Here is an 18890-nt window from a genome sequence, read left to right as displayed (position 1 = left end):
TACATCCCGATCCATTTTTCCTCGTTCCAGCATTGCTCTCACCACCTATTCCTATTTTACCGCGCTCAAACGAAAAAGCCCAGCTTTTGCTGGACTTTTTCGACAGACTGACCAGCAGCACGCTGGAAAGCGTGCTGCTGGTATTAACTATTTTTTATTGTCTGCCTGACGGCTACCACATGAAGGCTGCGGCACGCCCTTTTCAGGTTTTCTGCAAGCATGGATTGAGAAAGCCAATCAGTTATCCCATTTCCAGTCACGAATCTCGGGCATATCGATTCCGTATTCTGTGATATACTGCTTGTGCTCAACCAGTTTGTCGCTCATTTTCTGATACAGATAAGCGCCACGGTTGCCAAGCTGAGGCAGGCGCAGCATTGCATCCTGTACCAGATGGAAGCGGTCGATATCATTCTGCACACGCATATCGAACGGAGTCGTGATCGTGCCTTCCTCCTTATAGCCGCGTACATGCAGATGACGATTGTGACGGCGATAGGTCAGTTCATGCACCAAAGTCGGATAACCATGGAAAGCAAAAATAATGGGCTTATCCTTGGTAAACAGCATATCATATTCTGCGTCGGTCAGACCATGTGGATGCTCGGTGGCAGGCTGTAGCTTCATCAGGTCCACCACATTGATGACACGAACCTTGACCTCCGGCAGTTCCTTGCGCAGAATGGATACAGCCGCAAGGGTTTCCAGCGTCGGGGTTTCGCCACAGCAAGCCATTACGATATCCGGCTCGGCGCCCTGATCGTTCGAAGCCCAATCCCAGATGCCGATACCCTGCGTGCAATGCTTCACGGCCTGTTCCATCGTCAGCCACTGCGGACGCGGATGCTTGCTGGCAACAATTACGTTGACATAGTTGCGGCTCTTGATGCAGTGATCAAAGCAGCTGAGCAGGCAGTTTGCATCCGGCGGCAGATACAGACGCACAACGTCGGCCTTCTTGTTTGCGATATGATCCAGGAAGCCCGGGTCCTGATGGGTAAAACCATTGTGGTCCTGCTGCCATACGTTGGACGCCAAGATGAGATTGAGCGAGGCAATTTTCTGTCTCCAGGGAAGCTGATTGCATACCTTGAGCCACTTGGCGTGCTGCGCCGCCATCGAATCGATGATACGGATAAATGCTTCATAGCTGGCGAAGAAACCATGACGGCCCGTCAGCAGATAGCCTTCCAGCCAGCCCTCGCACATATGCTCAGAAAGCATACCATCCATGACACGGCCATCGGTTGCCAGAAATTCATCCGTGTCCAGCTTCTCTGCGTTCCAGTCGCGGTTCGTGACCTCAAAGATATGCGACAGACGGTTGGACATGGTTTCGTCCGGTCCAAATGCACGGAAATTGCGGCTGCTCTCGTTGAGCTTGAATACATCCCGCACATAGGCGCCCAGTTCGATCATATCCTGTCCTTCGACAGCGCCCGGCGCCGGGACATTGAATGCATAATCCCGGAAATCCGGCAGACGCAGATCGCGCAGCAGCAGTCCGCCGTTGGCATGCGGATTGGCACCGATGCGATGGTCACCCTTGGGGGCAAGTTCGCGCAGTTCCGGAATCAAGCGGCCGTTTTCGTCAAACAGCTCTTCCGGGTGGTAGCTGTGCAACCAGTCGTTCAGAATCTGCAGGTGCTCAGGCTTATCCATCATGATCGGCACCTGATGCGCGCGGAAGCTGCCTTCGATCTGCTGGCCGTCCACCACCTTAGGACCGGTCCAGCCCTTGGGCGTGCGCAGCACGATCATCGGCCACACAGGGCGTGTCGCGTCGCCGGTTTCACGGGCATGTTTCTGGATCGCAAGGATTTCCTCTACCACCTGATCGAGGGTTTCGGCCATCTTTTTGTGCATCGTCATCGGGTCGTCGCCCTCGACAAAATAGGGTTTCCAGCCGCATCCCTCGAAATACTTCTGCAATTCTTCATGCGAGATGCGGGAGAAGATGGTCGGATTGGAAATTTTATATCCGTTCAGATGCAGGATCGGCAAAACCGCGCCATCCGTAATCGGATTGAGGAACTTATTGGACTGCCACGAGGTTGCCAGCGGTCCCGTCTCCGCCTCTCCGTCGCCAACCGTAACGGCTGCGATCAGATCCGGATTATCAAACACTGCGCCGAATGCGTGCGCAATGGAGTAACCCAACTCGCCGCCTTCATTGATCGAACCCGGCGTTTCCGGCGCGACGTGGCTGGCAATACCGCCCGGGAAAGAGAACTGCTTGAACAGGCGCTTCATTCCCTCGGTATCCTCGCTCACATTGGGATAAACCTCGCTGTATGTGCCTTCCAGATAAGTATTGGCAACGAAGAAGTTGCCGCCGTGTCCCGGTCCGGACAGCAGGATCAAATCCAAGTCATATCGCTTGATGGCACGATTGAGGTGGACATATACAAAGTTCTGCCCCGGTACGGTACCCCAATGTCCAACGATCTTCTTTTTGATCTGATCCATCGTCAAAGGTTCCCGCAGCAGCGGGTTATCGAGCAGATAAAGCTGGCCTGCTGCCAAGTAATTGGCTGCACGCCAGTATGCGTCCATCTTGTGCAGCAACTTGTCGGTCAGTGCACCTTTTTCCTCGCATACAGCGTTGGTGTTGCCTTCCATTTATGAATTCCCCTTTCTTACCTGCAATGCTTTTTGCTTTCGATATTATTGTATACCACTGTTGCGCAGCAGGCCAGATTTTTATAATTAAAAATTTAACAATCTTTTTAGACGTAAAATTCTCATTTTTATTTATTGTGAATAATTTCACAATACCTGTTGGGAACGTGGTTTTCTCCGCGCAGATTACGGTTGCTTTTCTGTAAACAACAAGCTGTTACCACAGCCTGTTTACTTGGGCCGTGCGCGCAAACGCGCCATGGCACGGGCAAGCGCAGCCTTGGAGAGATGGTATTCGCGTACGCTTTGCTGCTGGCGCAGCCGTTCCTCGGCGCGCTCTTTCGCGCGTTCAGCTCGTGCACGGTCAATTTCGTCGGGACGCTCGGCGCTTGACACCAAAAGAATCGTGTAATCCGGCATAATTTCGGCAAGCCCGTCGCTGACTACGACTTCCTGCCAAACGCCGTTCACTTGAAAGCGGGCAATGCCCGGCTCAATCGCAGTCACGACCGGTTCGTGACCGGGCTGCACACCATATAAGCCGTCAATCGCAGGGATCACCAGTCCCTCAGCGGGCCCGACATAAAACTGCTTTTCCGGCGTGATAATTTCCAAATAAAACAGGTTATCCATTAAACCGCCCCTTGCGTGCGCGCTTTTTCGCGAACCTCGTCCACTGTGCCGACCATGGCAAAGGCAGACTCGGGATACTCGTCCAGCTCGCCGCCCAGCAATGCCTCAAAGCCGCTCAACGTCTGTTCCAGCTTTACGTAACGTCCTTCCAGACCGGTAAAGGGCTCGGCTACAAAGAATGGCTGCGAGAAGTACTGCTGCATGCGGCGTGCACGGTCTACCGTCTTACGGTCATCCGCGCTGAGCTCTTCCATGCCCAGAATGGCAATAATGTCCTGCAATTCGCGATAGCGCTGCAAAAGCTCCTGTGCGCCGCGTGCCACCGTGTAATGCCGGTTGCCGAGTACATCCGGCTCCAGAATACGGGAAGTGGATTCCAGCGGATCGACTGCGGGATAAATACCCTGTTCTGCAATCTTACGCGACAGCACGGTCGTTGCATCCAGATGCGAGAAGGTGGTGGCCGGCGCGGGGTCGGTCAGGTCGTCCGCAGGGACATAGACTGCCTGCACCGAGGTAATTGCGCCGTCGCGGGTCGAGGTAATACGTTCCTGCAGTGCACCGACTTCGTCTGCCAGCGTCGGCTGATAGCCGACCGCGCTCGGCATACGGCCCATCAGGGCCGAAACCTCGGAGCCTGCTTGCACATACCGGAAAATGTTATCGATAAACAGCAGAACATTCTGCTTCTGACAGTCGCGGAAATATTCCGCCATGGTAAGGCCGGTCAGCGCAACGCGCATACGCGCGCCGGGAGACTCGTTCATCTGGCCGAAAATCAGAGCGGTCTTGTTCAAAACGCCTGATTCGCCCATTTCGCGCCACAAATCGTTGCCTTCTCGTGTACGCTCGCCCACGCCGGTAAAAATTGAATAACCGCCGTGCTCGGTGGCAATGTTGTGGATCAGCTCCTGAATCAGAACGGTTTTACCGACACCTGCGCCGCCGAACAGGCCGATCTTGCCGCCGCGCGCATACGGCGCCAGCAGGTCGATTACCTTAATGCCGGTTTCCAGAATCTCAGTGGTAGGATTTTGCTGTTCGAAGGGCGGGGGATCCCGATGGATCGACCAATGCTCCGCGGTATCTACTGCGCCCTTCTCATCGATCGGATCGCCCAATACATTAAACATGCGTCCCAGCGTGCCTTCGCCGACCGGAACGCGGATAGGATGCCCGGTAGCGTTCACCTTGTCGCCTCGGCCAAGTCCTTCGCTGGGGGAGAGCATGATGCAGCGGACTGTATCGCCGCCGATATGCTGTGCAACCTCCATGGTTCGTTTCTCGTCTCCGACTGTAACGGAGAGAGCCTCATTGATTTCAGGCAGGCGGCCGCCGTCAAATTCCACATCAACGACCGGGCCGGCCACCCGCACTATGATGCCTGTTTGCTCCATATTGTTTCCTCGCTTTCTATGCGCGACTGCCATCCGCCAGGAAGCGAATGACGCGTACCGGCTTTTGCTGCCGGTGCTGCGGCAGGTCATTATCTTTGGCTTGGGCGCCGCCTACAATTTCGGTAATTTCCTGCGTAATGGCCGCTTGGCGCGCACGGTTATAGCGCAGTGAAAGCGTCTTGAGCATATCACGCGCATTATCGGTTGAGGTGTCCATCGCCGTCATACGGGCGTTCTGCTCCGAGCAGAAGGATTCGACCAGCGTACCGAACAGCGTGCCCTTGACATAGGCTGGTACGACCTGACTGAGTACTCGGTCAGCCGAGGGCACATAGGTAACCGTCTGTCGGTATGGGCCATCCTCGCCCTGCCGCGGCTCCCATTGGAAGGCGTCAATATCCAGCGGCAGCAGCTTGCGCACCTTAGGCTCAAGCCGAACCGGCGAGACCATTTCGGTATAGACCACATAGACCTCGTCAAGCTCCCGTGTACGGAATAATCGGATAAAAGTATCCGCAATATCGCGTGCCCGCGAAACCGTCGGGTCCTGCGCGGTATACATAAACTCGCCGTCAATCGGGATGTTGCGCGCGGCAAAATAGCTGCGCCCCGTCTGTCCTATCAGGAAAAGAGTCGGATGCGCAACTTTCGCCAAGTGTTCCTCTGCCAGACGCAGAACATTGGGATTATAAGCGCCAGCCAGGCCCTTGTCTCCGGTAATAACGATAAATCCTACTTTGTGTTCCGCTACATCTTCCCGCTTGTCAAAATATATGTGTTCAATTTCAGGCGAACGATGCAGAATATCTGAGATCGTGGATGTGATCTTCAAAAAGTACGGCTCCACGTTATTGAGCTGCTGCCGCGCTTTGCGCAGCTTGGAGGACGAGATCAGATACATTGCATTGGTGATCTTAAGCGTCTGCTGTACACTGTTGATATGCGTGCGGATCTCTTTTATTCCTGCCATGCCGCACCCACCTGCTTTTTATATGCTTCCAGCGCTTCGCGGATCTGTTCTGCTGCCGTGCCGGTCAGGGTACCGGTGGACTGGATCTCACTTGTTAGGGCATCGGGCAGGCTGTCAGCAAAATCGTGGACAAACTGGTTGACACGATCAAGAGGAACATCGGAAAGCAGGCCGCTCGTCGCAACGTACAGGATAACCGCCTGCTGCCATACCTGCAACGGGTGGCAGAGCGGCTGTTTCAAAATCTCCATCAAGTGTTTGCCGTGGGCAAGCGTTCGACGAGTATCCTTATCCAAATCCGAACTGAATTGGGTGAATACTTCCAGCTCGCGGAAGCGAGCCAAGTCGATACGCAGCGTGCCGGCTGTTTTCTTGACTGCCTTGGTCTGTGCAGCACCACCCACACGGGAAACCGACAGACCCACGTTGACTGCCGGACGCTGACCCGCAAAGAACAGATCGTTTTCCAGATAAATCTGTCCATCCGTAATCGAAATGACATTGGTAGGGATGTAAGCGGAAACGTCGCCCGCCTGCGTTTCAATAATGGGCAGCGCGGTCATTGATCCGCCGCCGTATTTTTCGGTCAGATGGCAGGCGCGTTCGAGCAGACGCGAATGCAGATAGAATACATCGCCCGGATACGCCTCGCGACCGGGTGAGCGGCGCAGCAGCAGCGACAGGGTTCGGTAGGCGACTGCATGCTTGGTCAGGTCGTCGTAGACAATCAGCACGTCTCGGCCTTTTTCCATAAAATATTCGCCGATCGCCGCTCCCGCATAAGGCGCAATATACTGCTGCGGTGCGGAATCGGCTGCGGTTGCTGAAAGAATAATGCTGTATTCCAGCGCGCCGTGTTTCTCCAGCGTGCCACGCAGCTTAGCAACCGTAGATGCCTTCTGGCCAATCGCAACATAGATGCAGATTACGTTTTGGCCCTTCTGGTTCAGAATGGCATCGACTGCAATCGAAGTCTTGCCGGTCTGTCGGTCGCCAATAATCAGCTCACGCTGGCCGCGGCCAATCGGCACCATCGCATCAATTGCCAAAATACCGGTTTGCAGCGGCTGGTTGACCGGTTCGCGTGTGACGACGCCCGGTGCTTCGCGTTCAATTGGGCGTGTCTCGGTGCAGGCGATCGGTCCCAGACCGTCGATCGGTTCACCCAGGGCATTGACCGTTCGGCCGAGCATCGCATCACCGACCGGTACGTCTGCCGCGCGACCGGTGCGCCGAACCTGTGAGCCTTCATGCAGCCCGGTTTCGCTGCCAAGAAGGACAACGCCTACGCTGTCCCGCTCCAGTCCGAGTACGACGCCGCGCACTCCGGTTTCAAATTCCACCAGCTCGCCGTATACTGCGCGGCCCAGACCGTAAACCGTTGCGATGCCGTCGCCGATTTCGAGCACCGTGCCGGTTTCATCCCGGCGGGTACGATTATCATATTGTTCAATCTCCTCGCGGAGAATGGATATAATTTCATCAGAATGGTTCAACAATTTTCACCCCTTTTGCAGGCTTTGCGCCAGTGCATGAAGCTGCCCGCCTACACTCTTATCATAGGTAACGCCGTCCAGTTCGGCGACAAAACCACCCAGCACCGCTGGGTCGATTACAATTTCCATCGTCATTGCCTGATAGCCATGCTTGCGGCACAACAGCCGTGCCAGTTCGCCCAGCTGAGCATCGTCCAGTTCGCGGGCACAGCGCAGCGTGCACAGACCTTCCTTGTTTGCATGCAGTTCCAGCAGGCGATATGCCTTCACGATTTCAGGAAGCAGTTCCATCCGGCCTTTTTCCGCCAGCAGTTTATAGAAATGCAGCAGTTTGTCGTGCGCGGTAAAGTCCGGGAGACGGTCGAGCACGGCGTGCTTTTCCCGCACTTCCACCGCTGGGCTGCAGAGCGCCTCCCACAGCGGTGCACAATCGGTCAGATAGTCTGCGGTTCGCCGCAGTTCCTCCAGCGTACAGCCGGACTCCCGCAGCGCAGCAGCATAGCGGGCCGCCACCGTGCTCATAGTGCGTCACCCGCTTCCTCCTGCAGGAAAGAATCCAGCATGGTGCGATCCGTATCCGCATCCAAGCGGCATTGAGAAACCTTGGCCGTAGTCAGCAGCACCAGTGCCGCAATTTGCTTTTTGGCATCCGCCAGCATAGCCGCGCGGTCTGCTTCGCGCTGCTGCGCGGCCTGCGCATTGAGTCGCTGTACGGCCTGCTCGGCCTCGGCAATGCGGCGCGCATACTCTCTCTCCCCGCGTTGCTTGGCAGCGGCAATAATGCGCGCCGCCTCCTCTTGGGTCTGCGCCAGCTGGCGGTCGGATTCCGCCTTGCGCTGTTCGGCATCGGCCAGACGGCTTTTCGCCTGGTCGATGGTATCAGACACGCTTTGCGCCCGATCATCCAGCATTTTGGTGACCGGCCCGAAAAGGAATTTCTTCATCAGCAGGAGCAGAACCAGCAGATTGACGAATACCCATATAATTTGAGCGTTCAGATTCAGGATCATCCGATAACGCCCCCGATCAGCCCATGAAGATGAGCAGGATACCAATCAGAAAGCCGTAAATCGCGGTCGCCTCAGCCAGTGCACAGCCGAGAATCAGATTTTTGCTGATCTGGCCGGCAGATTCCGGCTGCCGTGCGATTGCCTCAGAAGACTTGCCCGTAGCAAAACCAATACCGATACCTGCGCCAAGACCAGTCAGAACCGCGATACCCGCGCCAATTGCAATACCCATTTTTATTTCCTCCTAAATTTTTGTTGCTAAAAGTTGATTACTCGATTGATTCCGCAAGGAACAGCGTTGTCAAAAAGACAAACACGATTGCCTGAATCATGCCGTCAAACACGTCGAAATACAGACTGAACGGAATCGGTATGATGGCCGGGACGGCCAGTTTGATGAGCTCCATGATAACAAAGCCCGCGAAAATGTTGCCGAACAGACGCATACAAAGCGACAATGGGCGGATGCCGATCTCCATAATGTTGAGCGGCGCCACAATTGCCACCGGCTCGCCGAACTTTTTCAGCCCGCCGCCCAATCCGTGATAACGGAATTGCGCGCCGTAGATTAACACTGCACTCATCAGCGCCAAACCGGCTGTAACGTTCAGGTCCTTTGTCGGCGGAGCAACGCCAAACAGGCCGGACACATTTGCCAGAGCCAGATACAGGCCGACCGTGCCCAGATACGGTGCGAATGTGTGCCAATGGGCCTCGCCGAGCGAATCGCGGCAAAAGTTGTTGATAAAACCAACCAGCATCTCTGCGGCCATCTGTCGTCGTCCGGGCTTTTTGCGCATCCCATGTGTCAGCCAGATTGCTGCGAGCGTGAGCACAAGCATGATCGCCCATGTAACGACTGTGGATTCCGGTACCGGTATTCCGCCGAACAGTGGGATTTCAAACGCCGTATGTGTTTGCAGCTGCGCATTGAGCTCCGCTTTGATTGCCTCCAACAGGTATCACCCCTTTTTATTTTTTAACTTTGTGCCCTATTATAACGGTAGTACCGCTAAAACGTTACCTTACGAAAGTAAAAAAAACAAAATGCGCAAAATGCCGGTTTCTGTCGTTGGTGCCTGATTTAATTTGATGCGTTTCGCCAATTATGTTATGATAGAAAAAAACGAAAAAGGAGGGGAGTGTTGATGGAATGCAACACCCCATCAGTGCAGTTATATGGGCAAATCCGAAGGATTTTGGTGGTTTGCATTGGTGTTACCCTGCTGTTGGCCTTTAGCGCGAGCCTATGGCTCAGCTTGAAGCAAGATGCCAAAGTACGTGATCAGGTGCTCTTGAGCGCGGTTCAAGTGGCGGCAGGCACCTCGCTGCTGACGGAAGAGAACAATGCGGAACGGCTGCAGCAATATGTCGAGCACACGGTGCGCGAGGTCCCCAACATTGACGTTTTTGCGGTTTACAATGCCGCGGGCACTCCCATCGCATTTTATGATCTCGACTCAGATTCCAGCGAACTGTCCGGGCTGTCCACATTGAGTGCAGATATTCTCTCCTATTTCCAGTCGGGCGGAACAACGCTGCTGTATAACCATGAAGCGCCCGCCAATGCGGACCGATGTGCATACGCCGCGATTTACGACAATAACGGCCAGGTGAGCGGCTTTACCATGGCAGCGATCTATATACAGTCCATTCACCAGACCTTGTTGCGCACCCTTGCGGTGCACCTGTTCATCGCCGTCGCTGCGCTCATGCTCGGTAATCTGCTCAGTCTGCGCCTGACCCGACACATCAAGCAGGAACTGCTCGGCTACGAGCCGGATGCCTTCCGCCGTCTCTTTCTGCAACGCAGCGATATCCTGAACGCGCTGGATGAAGGGCTGCTGGCCATCGATCTAACCGGACGCATCACGTATCTCAATCAGGTTGCCGCCGATATGCTCAAGACGACCCAGCAGGACGCACTCGGCCAACTACTCAGCACGTTCTATCCCCGTTCTACCATGGCGCGTGTTATGGAGACCGGTTGTCCGGAATATAACGTCAGTCTGGAATCGATTAAACATATCGCCGTCCTTTCTGACCGTATTCCGCTTTGGCGCAATGGAAAAATTGAGGGCGCAGTTGCGATTTTTCGCAACCGTACCGAAGTCATTCAATTGGCACAGGATCTGACCGGTGTGCGCCATATCTTAGAAGCACTGCGCTCCTATACGCATGAATTCACCAATAAGCTTCATGTGATTCTGGGTCTGCTGCAGCTTGGTGAAATAAAACAAGCAGAGGACTATGTACTGCAAATTACGCAAACACGCGCGCAGTCCATCAGCTTTATCTCGGACCGAATTCATGAACCCTCAATCGCCGCGCTTTTGATCGGCAAAGCCTACCGCGCAGCGGAACTTGGCATCCGGTTTGTGCTCACGCCGTCCAGCCATCTCGGTGTGGATAACCGATATATGCCTGCCGGAGGACTGGTAACTGTCATTGGGAATCTCACGGAAAATGCATTTGACGCACTACGGAATGTACCGGATTCCGCCCCTCGAGAGGTCACAGTCAGCATTCAGGATGGTGGGCATGGCCTGTTGATCAGTGTAGACGACACCGGTCCCGGTATGTCCTCTGAAACCGTCCAGCGCATTTTTAAACGAGGGTATTCCACCAAGGGGCATGGACACGGCACCGGTCTGTCTTTGGTACAGGACATGGTTTCGTCCTATCATGGCGCCATCCGGGTTGAATCCGAACTTGGGGTTGGAACATCGTTTATCATTACCGTTGTCGACCCCTATTAAAAAGAGCAGGAGGCATTATGTATACCGCCGTAATTATTGAGGATGATCCTATTATCACCCGTCTAAATGCACGCTATATTGATCTGGATCCCCGTTTTACTGTCGTTAAAACTTTTTCTTCAGCCAATCCTGCGCTGGTTTATTTGCAGAATCATGCGGTTGATTTGATTGTGCTGGATGTGTTCATGCCGCAGATGAACGGATCAGAATTGTTGCGCATCCTCCGGGTAAAAGGAGTGAATGCGGATGTTATCATGGTTACTTCTGCAAACGACGCGGAAACAGTTCAGACAATGATGCGGCTGGGGGTAATCGACTATTTGGTCAAGCCGTTTGCATATGAGCGTTTTCAACTGGCGCTGGAACACTTTTGTCAGCGACGTGAGGCGATACAAAACGGTACCATTAGTCAGGGTTTATTGGATCGCGCGCTGTTTTCCAATGCTCACGGCAATCTTTCTGCAGTTTCTTCCGTACCGCCGAAAGGACTGCAAGCCCAGACGCTTGAGAGAATCAAACACTATCTCCGCTCCAAACCCGAAGAAACGCATACCAGTGATGACATTGCTTCGCATGTAGGCCTGTCGGTTGTTACCGTGCGCCGCTATATGAACTACTTATCAGAACAGAATATCGTCGAAAGCGAAATGGATTACAGTACCGGCGGCCGCCCGTGCATCGTATACCGCAGTCTGCCTGAGTCAGGTTAGCCATTCATATATGCTTGACCGGCAAGACAGGATAGGAGCTTTGAAAGAGCGTCCTGCCATGGTCAATCGGATGCATTTTATATCAAGATGAAGCCGAAGGGGCTTGCTGCCTGCGTTTTACAGACAGCAAGCCCCTTTGGCTGTGTAAACAATAGGAATGAAACGAAATGGTCTGACGCTTGGTGCCTTGGGTTCTGATGCTTTGGAACGTGCGCAGAAAAAGAAAAAGCCTGCACAATCCAAAGGATTGCGCAGACTTTTATTCTGGTGACCCAGCGGGGATTCGAACCCCGGACACCCTGCTTAAAAGGGAGCCCATCGAAAACGGGGGAAACGCAAGGCAGGATGCGGGAAAAACAGAGGTCAGCTTTAGACGATTTGCAACAGTTTTGCAACTTTATTCTGCATCGAACAGGCGCAGGGCTTTCAGATCCTCCTCGTCAACGTGGTCGTAGATATTCGCCGTGGTGGTGATGCTGGCGTGCCCCATAAGGTACTGTGCGGTTTTCAAGTCGACACCCTTGCGGCGCAGGTTGGTACAGTAGGTGTGTCGCAGGTAGTGGGGCGTGATCGCTGGATCGAGTGCGTGCTCGACGATGCGATTGCGCTCGGTTTTGGCTCCAGCGGCCCGGTCGCAGGCGCGGAAAAAGTACGTCCACATGTGCCGCATTTTGGTCATGCTCATCATGCTGCCGTCCGCGTTGTGGAAGAAGTATTTGCCTGACTTGTCCAGCCGCTTTTTCAGCTCGGGCGGCAGCGGCACCTTACGTTCGCCTGCGGCCGTCTTGGTCGCCTTTTTCGTGCCGTGGTTGGTGTCCGCATAGCTGACCGATTCATGGATGCAAAGCAAGTCGCCTTTGATGTTGGCTTTGCCAATCGGTACGGTTTCGCCGCGCCGCAGGCCACAATCCAGCATGAGCAGCACCCACGGCCCCGCCCAGTGTGTCGCTGCGACCTCACGGAAAATCTTTTCTTCCTCGCGGGTCAATGCCCGGCGCACCTGTTTGGCGGTTGCAGTGTTCTCCAGACGGCGCGCAGGCGTCAGTTCGATCAATCCATTGGCTTCGGCTTGCTCAAAGATTTGCTTGAGTGTGTAGATGATCTTGGTCATGCTGCTGCGCGCAAGCGGTGCGCCGGTCTGGTGGTTGACCGCGCCGCTGATGATCTGCTGCAGGTGATACGGCCGCACCGCGCTGACCGACATTGCGCCGATTGCGGGGACGATATACAGCCTGATGATACGCTCGTAGGTGATGCGCTGGCTTGCGCCAATTTTCGGCTCTTTGTAGGTGTGGTACCACTGCCATGCCCATTGCTCGACCGTGAGAGACCGGCCGACAATCTGTACGCCGCGAGCGTTAAGGTTTTGGTAATAGCGCACCTTTTGCTCGAAAATCGCCTTGTTGTTTTCGCGGATGTATTTGCGAATCGGCTTGCCGTCCGGCTTATGCCCGACCGTGATCGCCTTGACGTATTTGTAGGTGTATTTTTTCTTGGCTTGTTCGGGCATTTTGTTTCCTCCTTAGTTAAAATAGGAACATTTGTTCGGTTTAAGCGGGTGTAAAAATGCAGACCACAACAAACAGTGTTCGGTTGTGGTCTGCGGGGTTGTTAAAGGATACCGGCTTCTGCGTCGTCAACGGCATCCCAGAAGTCGTTCTCATTGACGATTATAACATGGGCGCCTTGCTTGCGCAGGTTCATTGCTTCTTCGATTTTTCGACCATAGCAGGCATACGCCCAGCACGGATTGCCAGCATTCCCGACAACAAGATAATCGGTTTTACCGGAAACAGCGGATTTCGCTATGCCGCCCAGTTCGGTTACTTTGGCCGCAATCTCTTTCCGTTGCCCTCGGTTGAATTCACCTGTAAAGCAAAAAGATTTATCTGCAAATGTGATTTCCGGGCAAATAGCACAGATGCCAGCCACTGAATATTCTTTACGTAGATTGAGGAATTCCTTTTCCGTCAGATTTAAGGAATCCTTAAAGTCGATCACTGTGCTCAGAAAAGCAAGCAGGGTATTCCGTTCAGTCTCGGTGATGACATCATCGGCCATGATAGACGACAAAAGGCTGTTGATTTCATCAAAGGGATAAGTACCCGCCAGAAAATCATTTGCATCAATCCACGACTGAAGCGCATGAAGTTCCGCATCGCTTAAATCGCAGTCGGCCATCATGCCGTGGATCATGCCTGCAAGAAATTGGATCGACGAGGTGATTTCATCATAGTATTTGCCGCTGGAAGCGAAACTGCTGCACACCCATAAAATGTCTTTGGCTTCCTCATCAGTAATTACTCCATCAGCACATGCGTTTTCAACGATGGGGATGATTTCGGAAAAGGGATGTCTATCACGCAGCGGCTCATGTAAAGCGCACCAGTGCGCAAGTTCTGCAATTTCATCGGCTTGTACGGTTGCGTCGGTAGAAATGCCCGCGACAATACCACGCAGTGTATTGATGGCCTTGTGCAGTTCAGCCGGGCCGGTAAACATACGATAATCCTGTTCCATAAGATATTCCCCCTGATAGATTGACAAATTTAGCCAATCATGTATAATGGTGTTGGAGGACTGTGTGAAACACTCCATATTTGCCCGTTCCGGTGGTGGTGCACTGGGACGGGCGCTTTTTATGTGTCCAAATTGAACACCAATATTTTGATGATATGCAATATATTGATTTGCCCTTGCCAAAATCCAAGATGTGGTGTATTATTGAAAATGCAAACACTTGTTCGATTTTGGGAGGGGTTAGGATGACAGAAAGACAAAAGCGAATGAAAGAACTGCTGATTCAATCAGACGCAGAAATCACTGACCAGATTCTTTCTGCTGTTTTAGCCAAATTCGATACTCCGCCTGTTGAATCAAATCGTCCTGATCCTGCTCAGGAAGATTATCCATCATTTCCAAAATCTTAATCTGCTTTTCCGTTAACCCGCTTATATCTTCGGATGTGAGCGGGTTTTTGATATTTGTATTGCCAATCAGGTAATCGGTTGAAACATTGAACAGATTTGCTATTTTGCGCAATGTTTTCCTGTCTGGTTCAAATGTTCCATTTTCCCATCCAGAAACAGTAGACTGCCCAACATTAAGAATTTTGGCGAGTTCAGATTGTTTCATTCCTGCTTCTTTACGCAACTGCTTTATGATACGCACATACTCGCCCCCTTACTGATATTAGTTTAACTGATATTAGAAGGCGTCGCAATGAAATATCTGAAAATATGAAAAATTACATTGACATATCAGAAAATATCAGTTATATTAAATATCAGAAATACTAATATATCATAAAATATCAGAAAGGAGGTGAGAGGGGATGGAAATCATCGTTAAAGCAACGCCTGAGGAAGTCGCCGCCCTTGTTGTAGCTTTGCAAGGGCGGCAAGAAATCATCGCGGATCAGGTTGCGGAGAATATCACTGCTTGTCTTGATCGAGCAATGCGTGATATTTCTTGAGCATTTCCGCTGTGACTTTCGAGGAAAGCTCAGCTTGCTTTTGGATCATCCGGCCAATGCTATCATCCGGTAAGTTTGCGGTGCAGCTTTCCAGTGCGTCTTTGCGGAGTTGCTCAAAATCAATATTTTGCATCAGTTTTGCCTCCTTTCTCGTTCCATATTAGCACACACAACGGGAAGGGGCAAGAAGCGATAGGGAGGTGAGCGCTTGGATCAATCCTTGCAATTTCATGATGAAATCATCTTGAGGTTTAGGCAGGGTCGATTGCAGGAAGTCATTATCGACGGTATACGGCAAAATGATGTGAAAGCCTTTTCGATTGCGGCATCTCCGACGCAAGTCGCTTCCTACCTGATTGAGCATTCGACCGTATATTCAGATTCCTGAGAACAAGAACCGGAAAGGGGGGAAACCCATGAAAAGCATCAAGCGATACCGCGAAGCGCGCGGCATCAAGCAAGTTGAGCTTGCGGCGCACTTTGGTGTATCTCAGCCGACGGTTGTCAGATGGGAGCAGGAGGGTGTGTACCCACCCTGCCAGGTGATGCCTGAGCTTGCGGCCTTTCTCGGCTGCACGACCGACGAACTGTATGAAACGAAAAAGGAGGTGAGCTGATTGTCCAGCAAATACATGACCACGGCCGAAGTGGCCGAGCGTTGGAACTGCACGACCATGACGGTGCTGCAGTATATCCATGCCGGGCAGCTGAGCGCGGTCAAACTGGGTCGCGCATGGAATATCCGTTCGGATGAAGTTCTGCGCTTTGAGAAATCGAAAGAAAAGGCCGATATGGCCGAACAGGCGGCAATGCGCGTCGGTTGGTTGCCATCTTGACCGCATTATAGCATGAAAAGGAGTGAAATACCACGATGCGGAATTATCAAAATATTTATCAAAGTGCCCGTGAGGGTGCGGATTTGACGCAGGAAGCCGCAGCCGAGCGTCTGGGATGGTCGGTGCGCGCCTTGCAGGACATCGAGCAGGAGAGCCGCGACCCGTCACCGGAGAAAGTCGCTCAGATGGCGGAGCTGTACCGCGCGCCGTGGCTGCGGGGCTATTACTGCAACCGCTGTCCGCTGGGCTGTGTCTGGCATCGGCCCGAGAGTAATGTTGAGTTGCAGCAGCTCGCGCTTGAGGTCGGCCTTGAGGCCGAAGACCCGGAACAGGAGCATCGAGACACGTATGAACTGGCGCGGATCGCACTCGACCGAAAAATTGATGATGACGAGTTCCCGCGGTTTCAGGCAATTCTTGGGCGTATGATGCGCAGATCGTATCTGACCGAAATGGCATGGATCGCCAGCATAACACAAAAGGAAAGCGCCCAGTGCGGCGGCAACCGCGACTGAGCGCAAGTAAAATTGAACTTACATACAGGATACCGGAAAAGCCCGGCGCTGTCAAGAGGGCCGCGCCGGGGGAAAGAGGAAAGCATGAAACTCGTAGAGGTGAAATTCGAGATACCGGAAGAACTCGAGCCGCGCATTGCGTCGTTAGCTGCGGAAATGGGGTTATCTTTTGATTTGGCTGCGCAGCTATTACTGTGGGACGGATTTGTCACGCACTTGCGCAGCTCGATCGCGCGGGCGGAAAGAGAACTGCGAGAGCAATTGTCAGGGGAGGTGGCGGTATGATCTATGCCATCCTTGCCATACTCGGGGTGGGCTGCGCCTACCTCGCCCTTGGCATGCTGGTGGACAGGCTCACCCAGCCGATGGAACGGAGGGGACGGCGGTGACTTTTCATTTTGATGGGCAGATCGCTTCGATGTACGGCGTGGATGAGGCGGTCTTTATCGCCATGCTTCAATTTTGGATTGCCAAGAATGAAGCTAACGACCGGCACTTCCACGATGGCCGATATTGGACGTATAACTCCATCCGCGCCATGGAGCGGCTGTTCCCGTGGTGGAGCAGACGTCAGATCGAGCGTATCATCAAAAAACTCAAGGAGGCGGGCGTGGTGCTGACCGCAAACTACAACCGCGACAGCCATGACCGCACGCTGTTTTACACGCTTGATGAGAGCAAATTGCCCATTTCACCGTTTGGTGCAGAGGTGTCACCAAATCGTGACACCCCCCTGTCACCAAATGGGGACAACCTGTCACGAAACGGTGAAATGTATAAGGAACAGTTAATAACACAGTTAAAAGAAGAAGAGGAAAAGCCGGACGGAAACATCAAACCGCTGGAAGTGATGGAGCGGTATAACACGATCTGCACTGGTCTGCCGCAGGCGGTCAAGCTGACCGAAAAGCGTGCGAAAGCGGTACGGAAGCTGTATGCCAAGGGGTACACCTCGGAGCAGCTGATTGATGTGTTCCACCGCGCACAGGCCAGCAGCTTTTGTACAGGCACCAACGATCGCGGCTGGCGAGCCGATTTTGACTGGCTGATGGATGAGAACAACATCGTCAAAGTGCTTGAGGGCAAGTATGTCGGAAACTCCACGCCGCCGACCCCGCCTGAACGCAAGGAGGACGAGTACACATGGCTTTGACGGAACAAGCGCTCAAGCTATACAACGACGCGGAGCAAAGCGTACTCGGCGCGCTGATCGCGGATGCCCCGATGAACGCCGCCGACGTGTTTCGGCAGGTGCGCTCGGAGGATTTTCTCAACGGCGAGCGCCGGTACATTTTCGACACCTGCCGGGCGATGTTCGCCCGTAACGACCAGATCGACCCGTACACCGTGCGCGCCGCGTGCGGCACCGAGTACATCGAGCTGGTCAAAGCCCTGTGCGGCATGATGATGACGCCCAGCAACTGTGCCGCCTACATCCGCCAGCTGCGCGACTGTTCTATCCGCTATCGGCTGGACGCGCTGCTGCATGAGACACGCTCACACATCGCCTACGCCGCACCGTTGCCCGAAGTCGCCGCGCTGATCGAGCGCATGCAGACCGTGCTGGCGTCGGGCAGCGAGGATCGCGGCAGCGACATGAACGCGCTGCTGCTGGACTACTTTTCCCAGATGGATGAGCGGCCGAAGTTCCTCGACTGGGGTTTCCCGTCGGTCACGCAGGCGCTCGAAACCGAGTTGAACCTCGGGCAGTATGTCATCCTGTCCGCCGAGCCGTCGGCAGGAAAAACAGCATTTGCATTGTCGGTTGCCGTGGCGCTCGCGCGGCAGGCACGCGTGACATTTTACACGCTGGAGACGGACAAGCGCCGTCTGATGCAGCGCATCATGGCGCGCACCGCGCTGGTCGATCTGGGACACATCAAGGCGCGGCGGTTCACCGCCCCCGAGCTGGAGGCGCAGGCACGCGCCAAGGCCAAGCTGCTTAACCTGCCGTTTCGCATCGTGCATGCGAGCGGCTGCACGGCTGAGCAGATCGCGGCCGATGTCAAGGCATCGCGCACCGACGTGGCGATCATCGACTATTTGCAGCTGATTGAGCCGTCCGACCCGCGTGCGGACGAGTACACCACGATCACGCACAGCACCAAAACACTGCAGCAGCTGACGCGCTCGGGGCGCGTAGTGCTGGCGCTCAGCCAGCTGAACAAAGAGGGCAACCTGCGCGGCTCGGGTCAGATTTTTCAGGACGCAGACGCGGTGCTGCGCATCGGCGCGCCCGATCGGAAGAAACTGAAAACGCCGGAACAGTTCAAGGCGTGCGACGCCGACCAGCTGCGCGTCATCAAGATCGCGAAAAACCGCGACGGTTCGCGCCGCACGCTGCCATTCTGGTTCGAGGGACGGTATCAGCGCTTCGTCGAGCAGTGGGACGGCTTCGACGAGGCACAGGTTGTCCAGATGGAGGACGACCCGTATAAACAGACGAAAATTGAAACCGCATAGGAGG

Annotated in this window: 24 protein-coding genes; 11 read left to right on the top strand and 13 right to left on the bottom strand. The window is 53.9% G+C overall.

The window, feature by feature from the left end:
• Positions 1–293, top strand: a 293-nt coding sequence (locus ACTQ34_RS03205) for a hypothetical protein (RefSeq protein ID WP_441362473.1), incomplete at its 5' end; no start/stop codon positions are given.
• On the opposite strand, the gene ACTQ34_RS03200 is transcribed toward ACTQ34_RS03205, so the two are convergent.
• The 9 genes from ACTQ34_RS03200 to ACTQ34_RS03160 form a co-directional block, all read right to left on the bottom strand.
• The gene (locus ACTQ34_RS03200) at positions 238–2622 is read right to left on the bottom strand and encodes a phosphoketolase family protein (protein WP_441362472.1); all 2385 of its coding nucleotides are present in this window, start codon (positions 2620–2622) and stop codon (positions 238–240) included. The two genes, ACTQ34_RS03205 and ACTQ34_RS03200, sit on opposite strands and share 56 nt — an antisense overlap.
• 231 nt (positions 2623–2853) lie before the next feature.
• Complete coding sequence (atpC, locus tag ACTQ34_RS03195; RefSeq protein ID WP_441362471.1) at positions 2854–3255, bottom strand: ATP synthase F1 subunit epsilon; 402 nt, start codon at positions 3253–3255, stop codon at positions 2854–2856.
• The gene (gene atpD / locus ACTQ34_RS03190) at positions 3255–4652 is read right to left on the bottom strand and encodes a F0F1 ATP synthase subunit beta (RefSeq protein ID WP_441362470.1); all 1398 of its coding nucleotides are present in this window, start codon (positions 4650–4652) and stop codon (positions 3255–3257) included. Before atpD ends, atpC begins: the two co-directional genes overlap by 1 nt.
• A gap of 16 nt (positions 4653–4668) precedes the next feature.
• Positions 4669–5622: an ATP synthase F1 subunit gamma gene (atpG, locus tag ACTQ34_RS03185; protein ID WP_441362469.1), complete on the bottom strand. Its 954-nt coding sequence runs from the start codon at positions 5620–5622 to the stop codon at positions 4669–4671.
• Complete coding sequence (atpA, locus tag ACTQ34_RS03180) at positions 5610–7118, bottom strand: F0F1 ATP synthase subunit alpha (RefSeq protein WP_441362468.1); 1509 nt, start codon at positions 7116–7118, stop codon at positions 5610–5612. Before atpA ends, atpG begins: the two co-directional genes overlap by 13 nt.
• Before the next feature lie 6 nt (positions 7119–7124).
• Complete coding sequence (gene atpH / locus ACTQ34_RS03175) at positions 7125–7640, bottom strand: ATP synthase F1 subunit delta (RefSeq protein ID WP_441362467.1); 516 nt, start codon at positions 7638–7640, stop codon at positions 7125–7127.
• Entirely contained in the window at positions 7637–8128 is a 492-nt protein-coding gene (gene atpF, locus ACTQ34_RS03170) for a F0F1 ATP synthase subunit B (RefSeq protein WP_441362466.1), read from the bottom strand. Before atpF ends, atpH begins: the two co-directional genes overlap by 4 nt.
• 16 nt (positions 8129–8144) lie before the next feature.
• Positions 8145–8360 carry an ATP synthase F0 subunit C gene (gene atpE / locus ACTQ34_RS03165; RefSeq protein ID WP_373163965.1) on the bottom strand — a complete coding sequence of 72 codons (216 nt, stop codon included), beginning with the start codon at positions 8358–8360 and terminating at the stop codon, positions 8145–8147.
• Between the two features lie 37 nt (positions 8361–8397).
• Positions 8398–9084 (bottom strand): F0F1 ATP synthase subunit A, encoded by a 687-nt coding sequence (locus ACTQ34_RS03160; protein ID WP_441362465.1) that lies wholly within the window; start codon positions 9082–9084, stop codon positions 8398–8400.
• Positions 9085–9276: 192 nt separating this feature from the next.
• Between ACTQ34_RS03160 and ACTQ34_RS03155 the strand changes: the two genes are divergently transcribed.
• Together ACTQ34_RS03155 and ACTQ34_RS03150 are read left to right on the top strand one after the other, a co-directional pair.
• On the top strand, positions 9277–10887 hold the full coding sequence (locus tag ACTQ34_RS03155; protein ID WP_441362464.1) for an ATP-binding protein: 1611 nt from the start codon (positions 9277–9279) through the stop codon (positions 10885–10887).
• 17 nt (positions 10888–10904) lie between these two features.
• Positions 10905–11597 (top strand): response regulator, encoded by a 693-nt coding sequence (locus tag ACTQ34_RS03150; protein WP_441362463.1) that lies wholly within the window; start codon positions 10905–10907, stop codon positions 11595–11597.
• Positions 11598–11994: 397 nt separating this feature from the next.
• Here the strand turns inward: ACTQ34_RS03150 and ACTQ34_RS03145 are convergent, their stop codons facing one another.
• The 3 genes from ACTQ34_RS03145 to ACTQ34_RS03135 form a co-directional block, all read right to left on the bottom strand.
• Positions 11995–13107: a tyrosine-type recombinase/integrase gene (locus ACTQ34_RS03145; RefSeq protein WP_441362462.1), complete on the bottom strand. Its 1113-nt coding sequence runs from the start codon at positions 13105–13107 to the stop codon at positions 11995–11997.
• Positions 13108–13208: 101 nt separating this feature from the next.
• A complete protein-coding gene (locus tag ACTQ34_RS03140; RefSeq protein ID WP_441362461.1) occupies positions 13209–14117 on the bottom strand; it encodes a BRCT domain-containing protein in 909 nt (302 codons plus the stop codon).
• Between the two features lie 300 nt (positions 14118–14417).
• Positions 14418–14768 carry a helix-turn-helix domain-containing protein gene (locus ACTQ34_RS03135; protein WP_441362460.1) on the bottom strand — a complete coding sequence of 117 codons (351 nt, stop codon included), beginning with the start codon at positions 14766–14768 and terminating at the stop codon, positions 14418–14420.
• A gap of 163 nt (positions 14769–14931) precedes the next feature.
• On the opposite strand from ACTQ34_RS03135, the gene ACTQ34_RS03130 reads away from it, so the two are divergent.
• On the top strand, positions 14932–15072 hold the full coding sequence (locus ACTQ34_RS03130; RefSeq protein ID WP_441362459.1) for a hypothetical protein: 141 nt from the start codon (positions 14932–14934) through the stop codon (positions 15070–15072).
• On the opposite strand, the gene ACTQ34_RS03125 is transcribed toward ACTQ34_RS03130, so the two are convergent.
• Positions 15032–15205, bottom strand: coding sequence for a hypothetical protein (locus ACTQ34_RS03125; RefSeq protein WP_441362458.1), 174 nt, complete (start codon positions 15203–15205; stop codon positions 15032–15034). The genes ACTQ34_RS03130 and ACTQ34_RS03125 overlap by 41 nt on opposite strands.
• 75 nt (positions 15206–15280) lie before the next feature.
• Here ACTQ34_RS03125 and ACTQ34_RS03120 point away from each other — a divergent pair, with 75 nt between their 5' ends.
• The 7 genes from ACTQ34_RS03120 to ACTQ34_RS03090 all read left to right on the top strand — a co-directional run bounded on the left by ACTQ34_RS03120 (position 15281) and on the right by ACTQ34_RS03090 (position 18886).
• Positions 15281–15460: a hypothetical protein gene (locus tag ACTQ34_RS03120; protein ID WP_297274521.1), complete on the top strand. Its 180-nt coding sequence runs from the start codon at positions 15281–15283 to the stop codon at positions 15458–15460.
• 28 nt (positions 15461–15488) lie between these two features.
• The gene (locus tag ACTQ34_RS03115) at positions 15489–15689 is read left to right on the top strand and encodes a helix-turn-helix domain-containing protein (protein WP_441362457.1); all 201 of its coding nucleotides are present in this window, start codon (positions 15489–15491) and stop codon (positions 15687–15689) included.
• Positions 15690–15908 (top strand): helix-turn-helix domain-containing protein, encoded by a 219-nt coding sequence (locus ACTQ34_RS03110; protein WP_441362456.1) that lies wholly within the window; start codon positions 15690–15692, stop codon positions 15906–15908. It abuts the gene before it with no gap.
• Between the two features lie 35 nt (positions 15909–15943).
• A complete protein-coding gene (locus tag ACTQ34_RS03105) occupies positions 15944–16423 on the top strand; it encodes a helix-turn-helix domain-containing protein (RefSeq protein WP_441362455.1) in 480 nt (159 codons plus the stop codon).
• 84 nt (positions 16424–16507) lie between these two features.
• Positions 16508–16708, top strand: coding sequence for a hypothetical protein (locus ACTQ34_RS03100; RefSeq protein WP_441362454.1), 201 nt, complete (start codon positions 16508–16510; stop codon positions 16706–16708).
• Positions 16709–16808: 100 nt separating this feature from the next.
• Positions 16809–17576, top strand: a complete 768-nt coding sequence (locus tag ACTQ34_RS03095; RefSeq protein WP_441362453.1) for a hypothetical protein — start codon at positions 16809–16811, stop codon at positions 17574–17576.
• Positions 17567–18886 carry a replicative DNA helicase gene (locus tag ACTQ34_RS03090; RefSeq protein WP_441362452.1) on the top strand — a complete coding sequence of 440 codons (1320 nt, stop codon included), beginning with the start codon at positions 17567–17569 and terminating at the stop codon, positions 18884–18886. The genes ACTQ34_RS03095 and ACTQ34_RS03090 overlap by 10 nt, the downstream gene beginning before the upstream one ends.
• Positions 18887–18890: the final 4 nt, after the last annotated feature.

Source organism: Agathobaculum sp. LCP25S3_E8 (assembly GCF_052117165.1).
Lineage (GTDB): Bacteria > Bacillota > Clostridia > Oscillospirales > Butyricicoccaceae > Agathobaculum.
Note: the sequence above shows the minus strand (reverse complement) of the source record. Positions and strands in the feature narration are given on the sequence as shown.

Bases quoted from the DNA above. Each gene is read 5' to 3' on its own strand.
- ACTQ34_RS03155 (WP_441362464.1), top strand. From the start codon at position 9,277: ATGGAATGCAACACCCCATCAGTGCAGTTATATGGGCAAATCCGAAGG.
- ACTQ34_RS03145 (WP_441362462.1), bottom strand. From the start codon at position 13,107: ATGCCCGAACAAGCCAAGAAAAAATACACCTACAAATACGTCAAGGCG.
- ACTQ34_RS03130 (WP_441362459.1), top strand. From the start codon at position 14,932: ATGGAAATCATCGTTAAAGCAACGCCTGAGGAAGTCGCCGCCCTTGTT.
- ACTQ34_RS03115 (WP_441362457.1), top strand. From the start codon at position 15,489: ATGAAAAGCATCAAGCGATACCGCGAAGCGCGCGGCATCAAGCAAGTT.
- atpG (WP_441362469.1), bottom strand. From the start codon at position 5,622: ATGGCAGGAATAAAAGAGATCCGCACGCATATCAACAGTGTACAGCAG.
- atpC (WP_441362471.1), bottom strand. From the start codon at position 3,255: ATGGATAACCTGTTTTATTTGGAAATTATCACGCCGGAAAAGCAGTTT.
- atpD (WP_441362470.1), bottom strand. From the start codon at position 4,652: ATGGAGCAAACAGGCATCATAGTGCGGGTGGCCGGCCCGGTCGTTGAT.
- ACTQ34_RS03150 (WP_441362463.1), top strand. From the start codon at position 10,905: ATGTATACCGCCGTAATTATTGAGGATGATCCTATTATCACCCGTCTA.
- ACTQ34_RS03200 (WP_441362472.1), bottom strand. From the start codon at position 2,622: ATGGAAGGCAACACCAACGCTGTATGCGAGGAAAAAGGTGCACTGACC.
- atpE (WP_373163965.1), bottom strand. From the start codon at position 8,360: ATGGGTATTGCAATTGGCGCGGGTATCGCGGTTCTGACTGGTCTTGGC.
- ACTQ34_RS03090 (WP_441362452.1), top strand. From the start codon at position 17,567: ATGGCTTTGACGGAACAAGCGCTCAAGCTATACAACGACGCGGAGCAA.
- atpF (WP_441362466.1), bottom strand. From the start codon at position 8,128: ATGATCCTGAATCTGAACGCTCAAATTATATGGGTATTCGTCAATCTG.
- ACTQ34_RS03140 (WP_441362461.1), bottom strand. From the start codon at position 14,117: ATGGAACAGGATTATCGTATGTTTACCGGCCCGGCTGAACTGCACAAG.
- ACTQ34_RS03125 (WP_441362458.1), bottom strand. From the start codon at position 15,205: ATGCAAAATATTGATTTTGAGCAACTCCGCAAAGACGCACTGGAAAGC.
- ACTQ34_RS03105 (WP_441362455.1), top strand. From the start codon at position 15,944: ATGCGGAATTATCAAAATATTTATCAAAGTGCCCGTGAGGGTGCGGAT.
- ACTQ34_RS03100 (WP_441362454.1), top strand. From the start codon at position 16,508: ATGAAACTCGTAGAGGTGAAATTCGAGATACCGGAAGAACTCGAGCCG.
- atpH (WP_441362467.1), bottom strand. From the start codon at position 7,640: ATGAGCACGGTGGCGGCCCGCTATGCTGCTGCGCTGCGGGAGTCCGGC.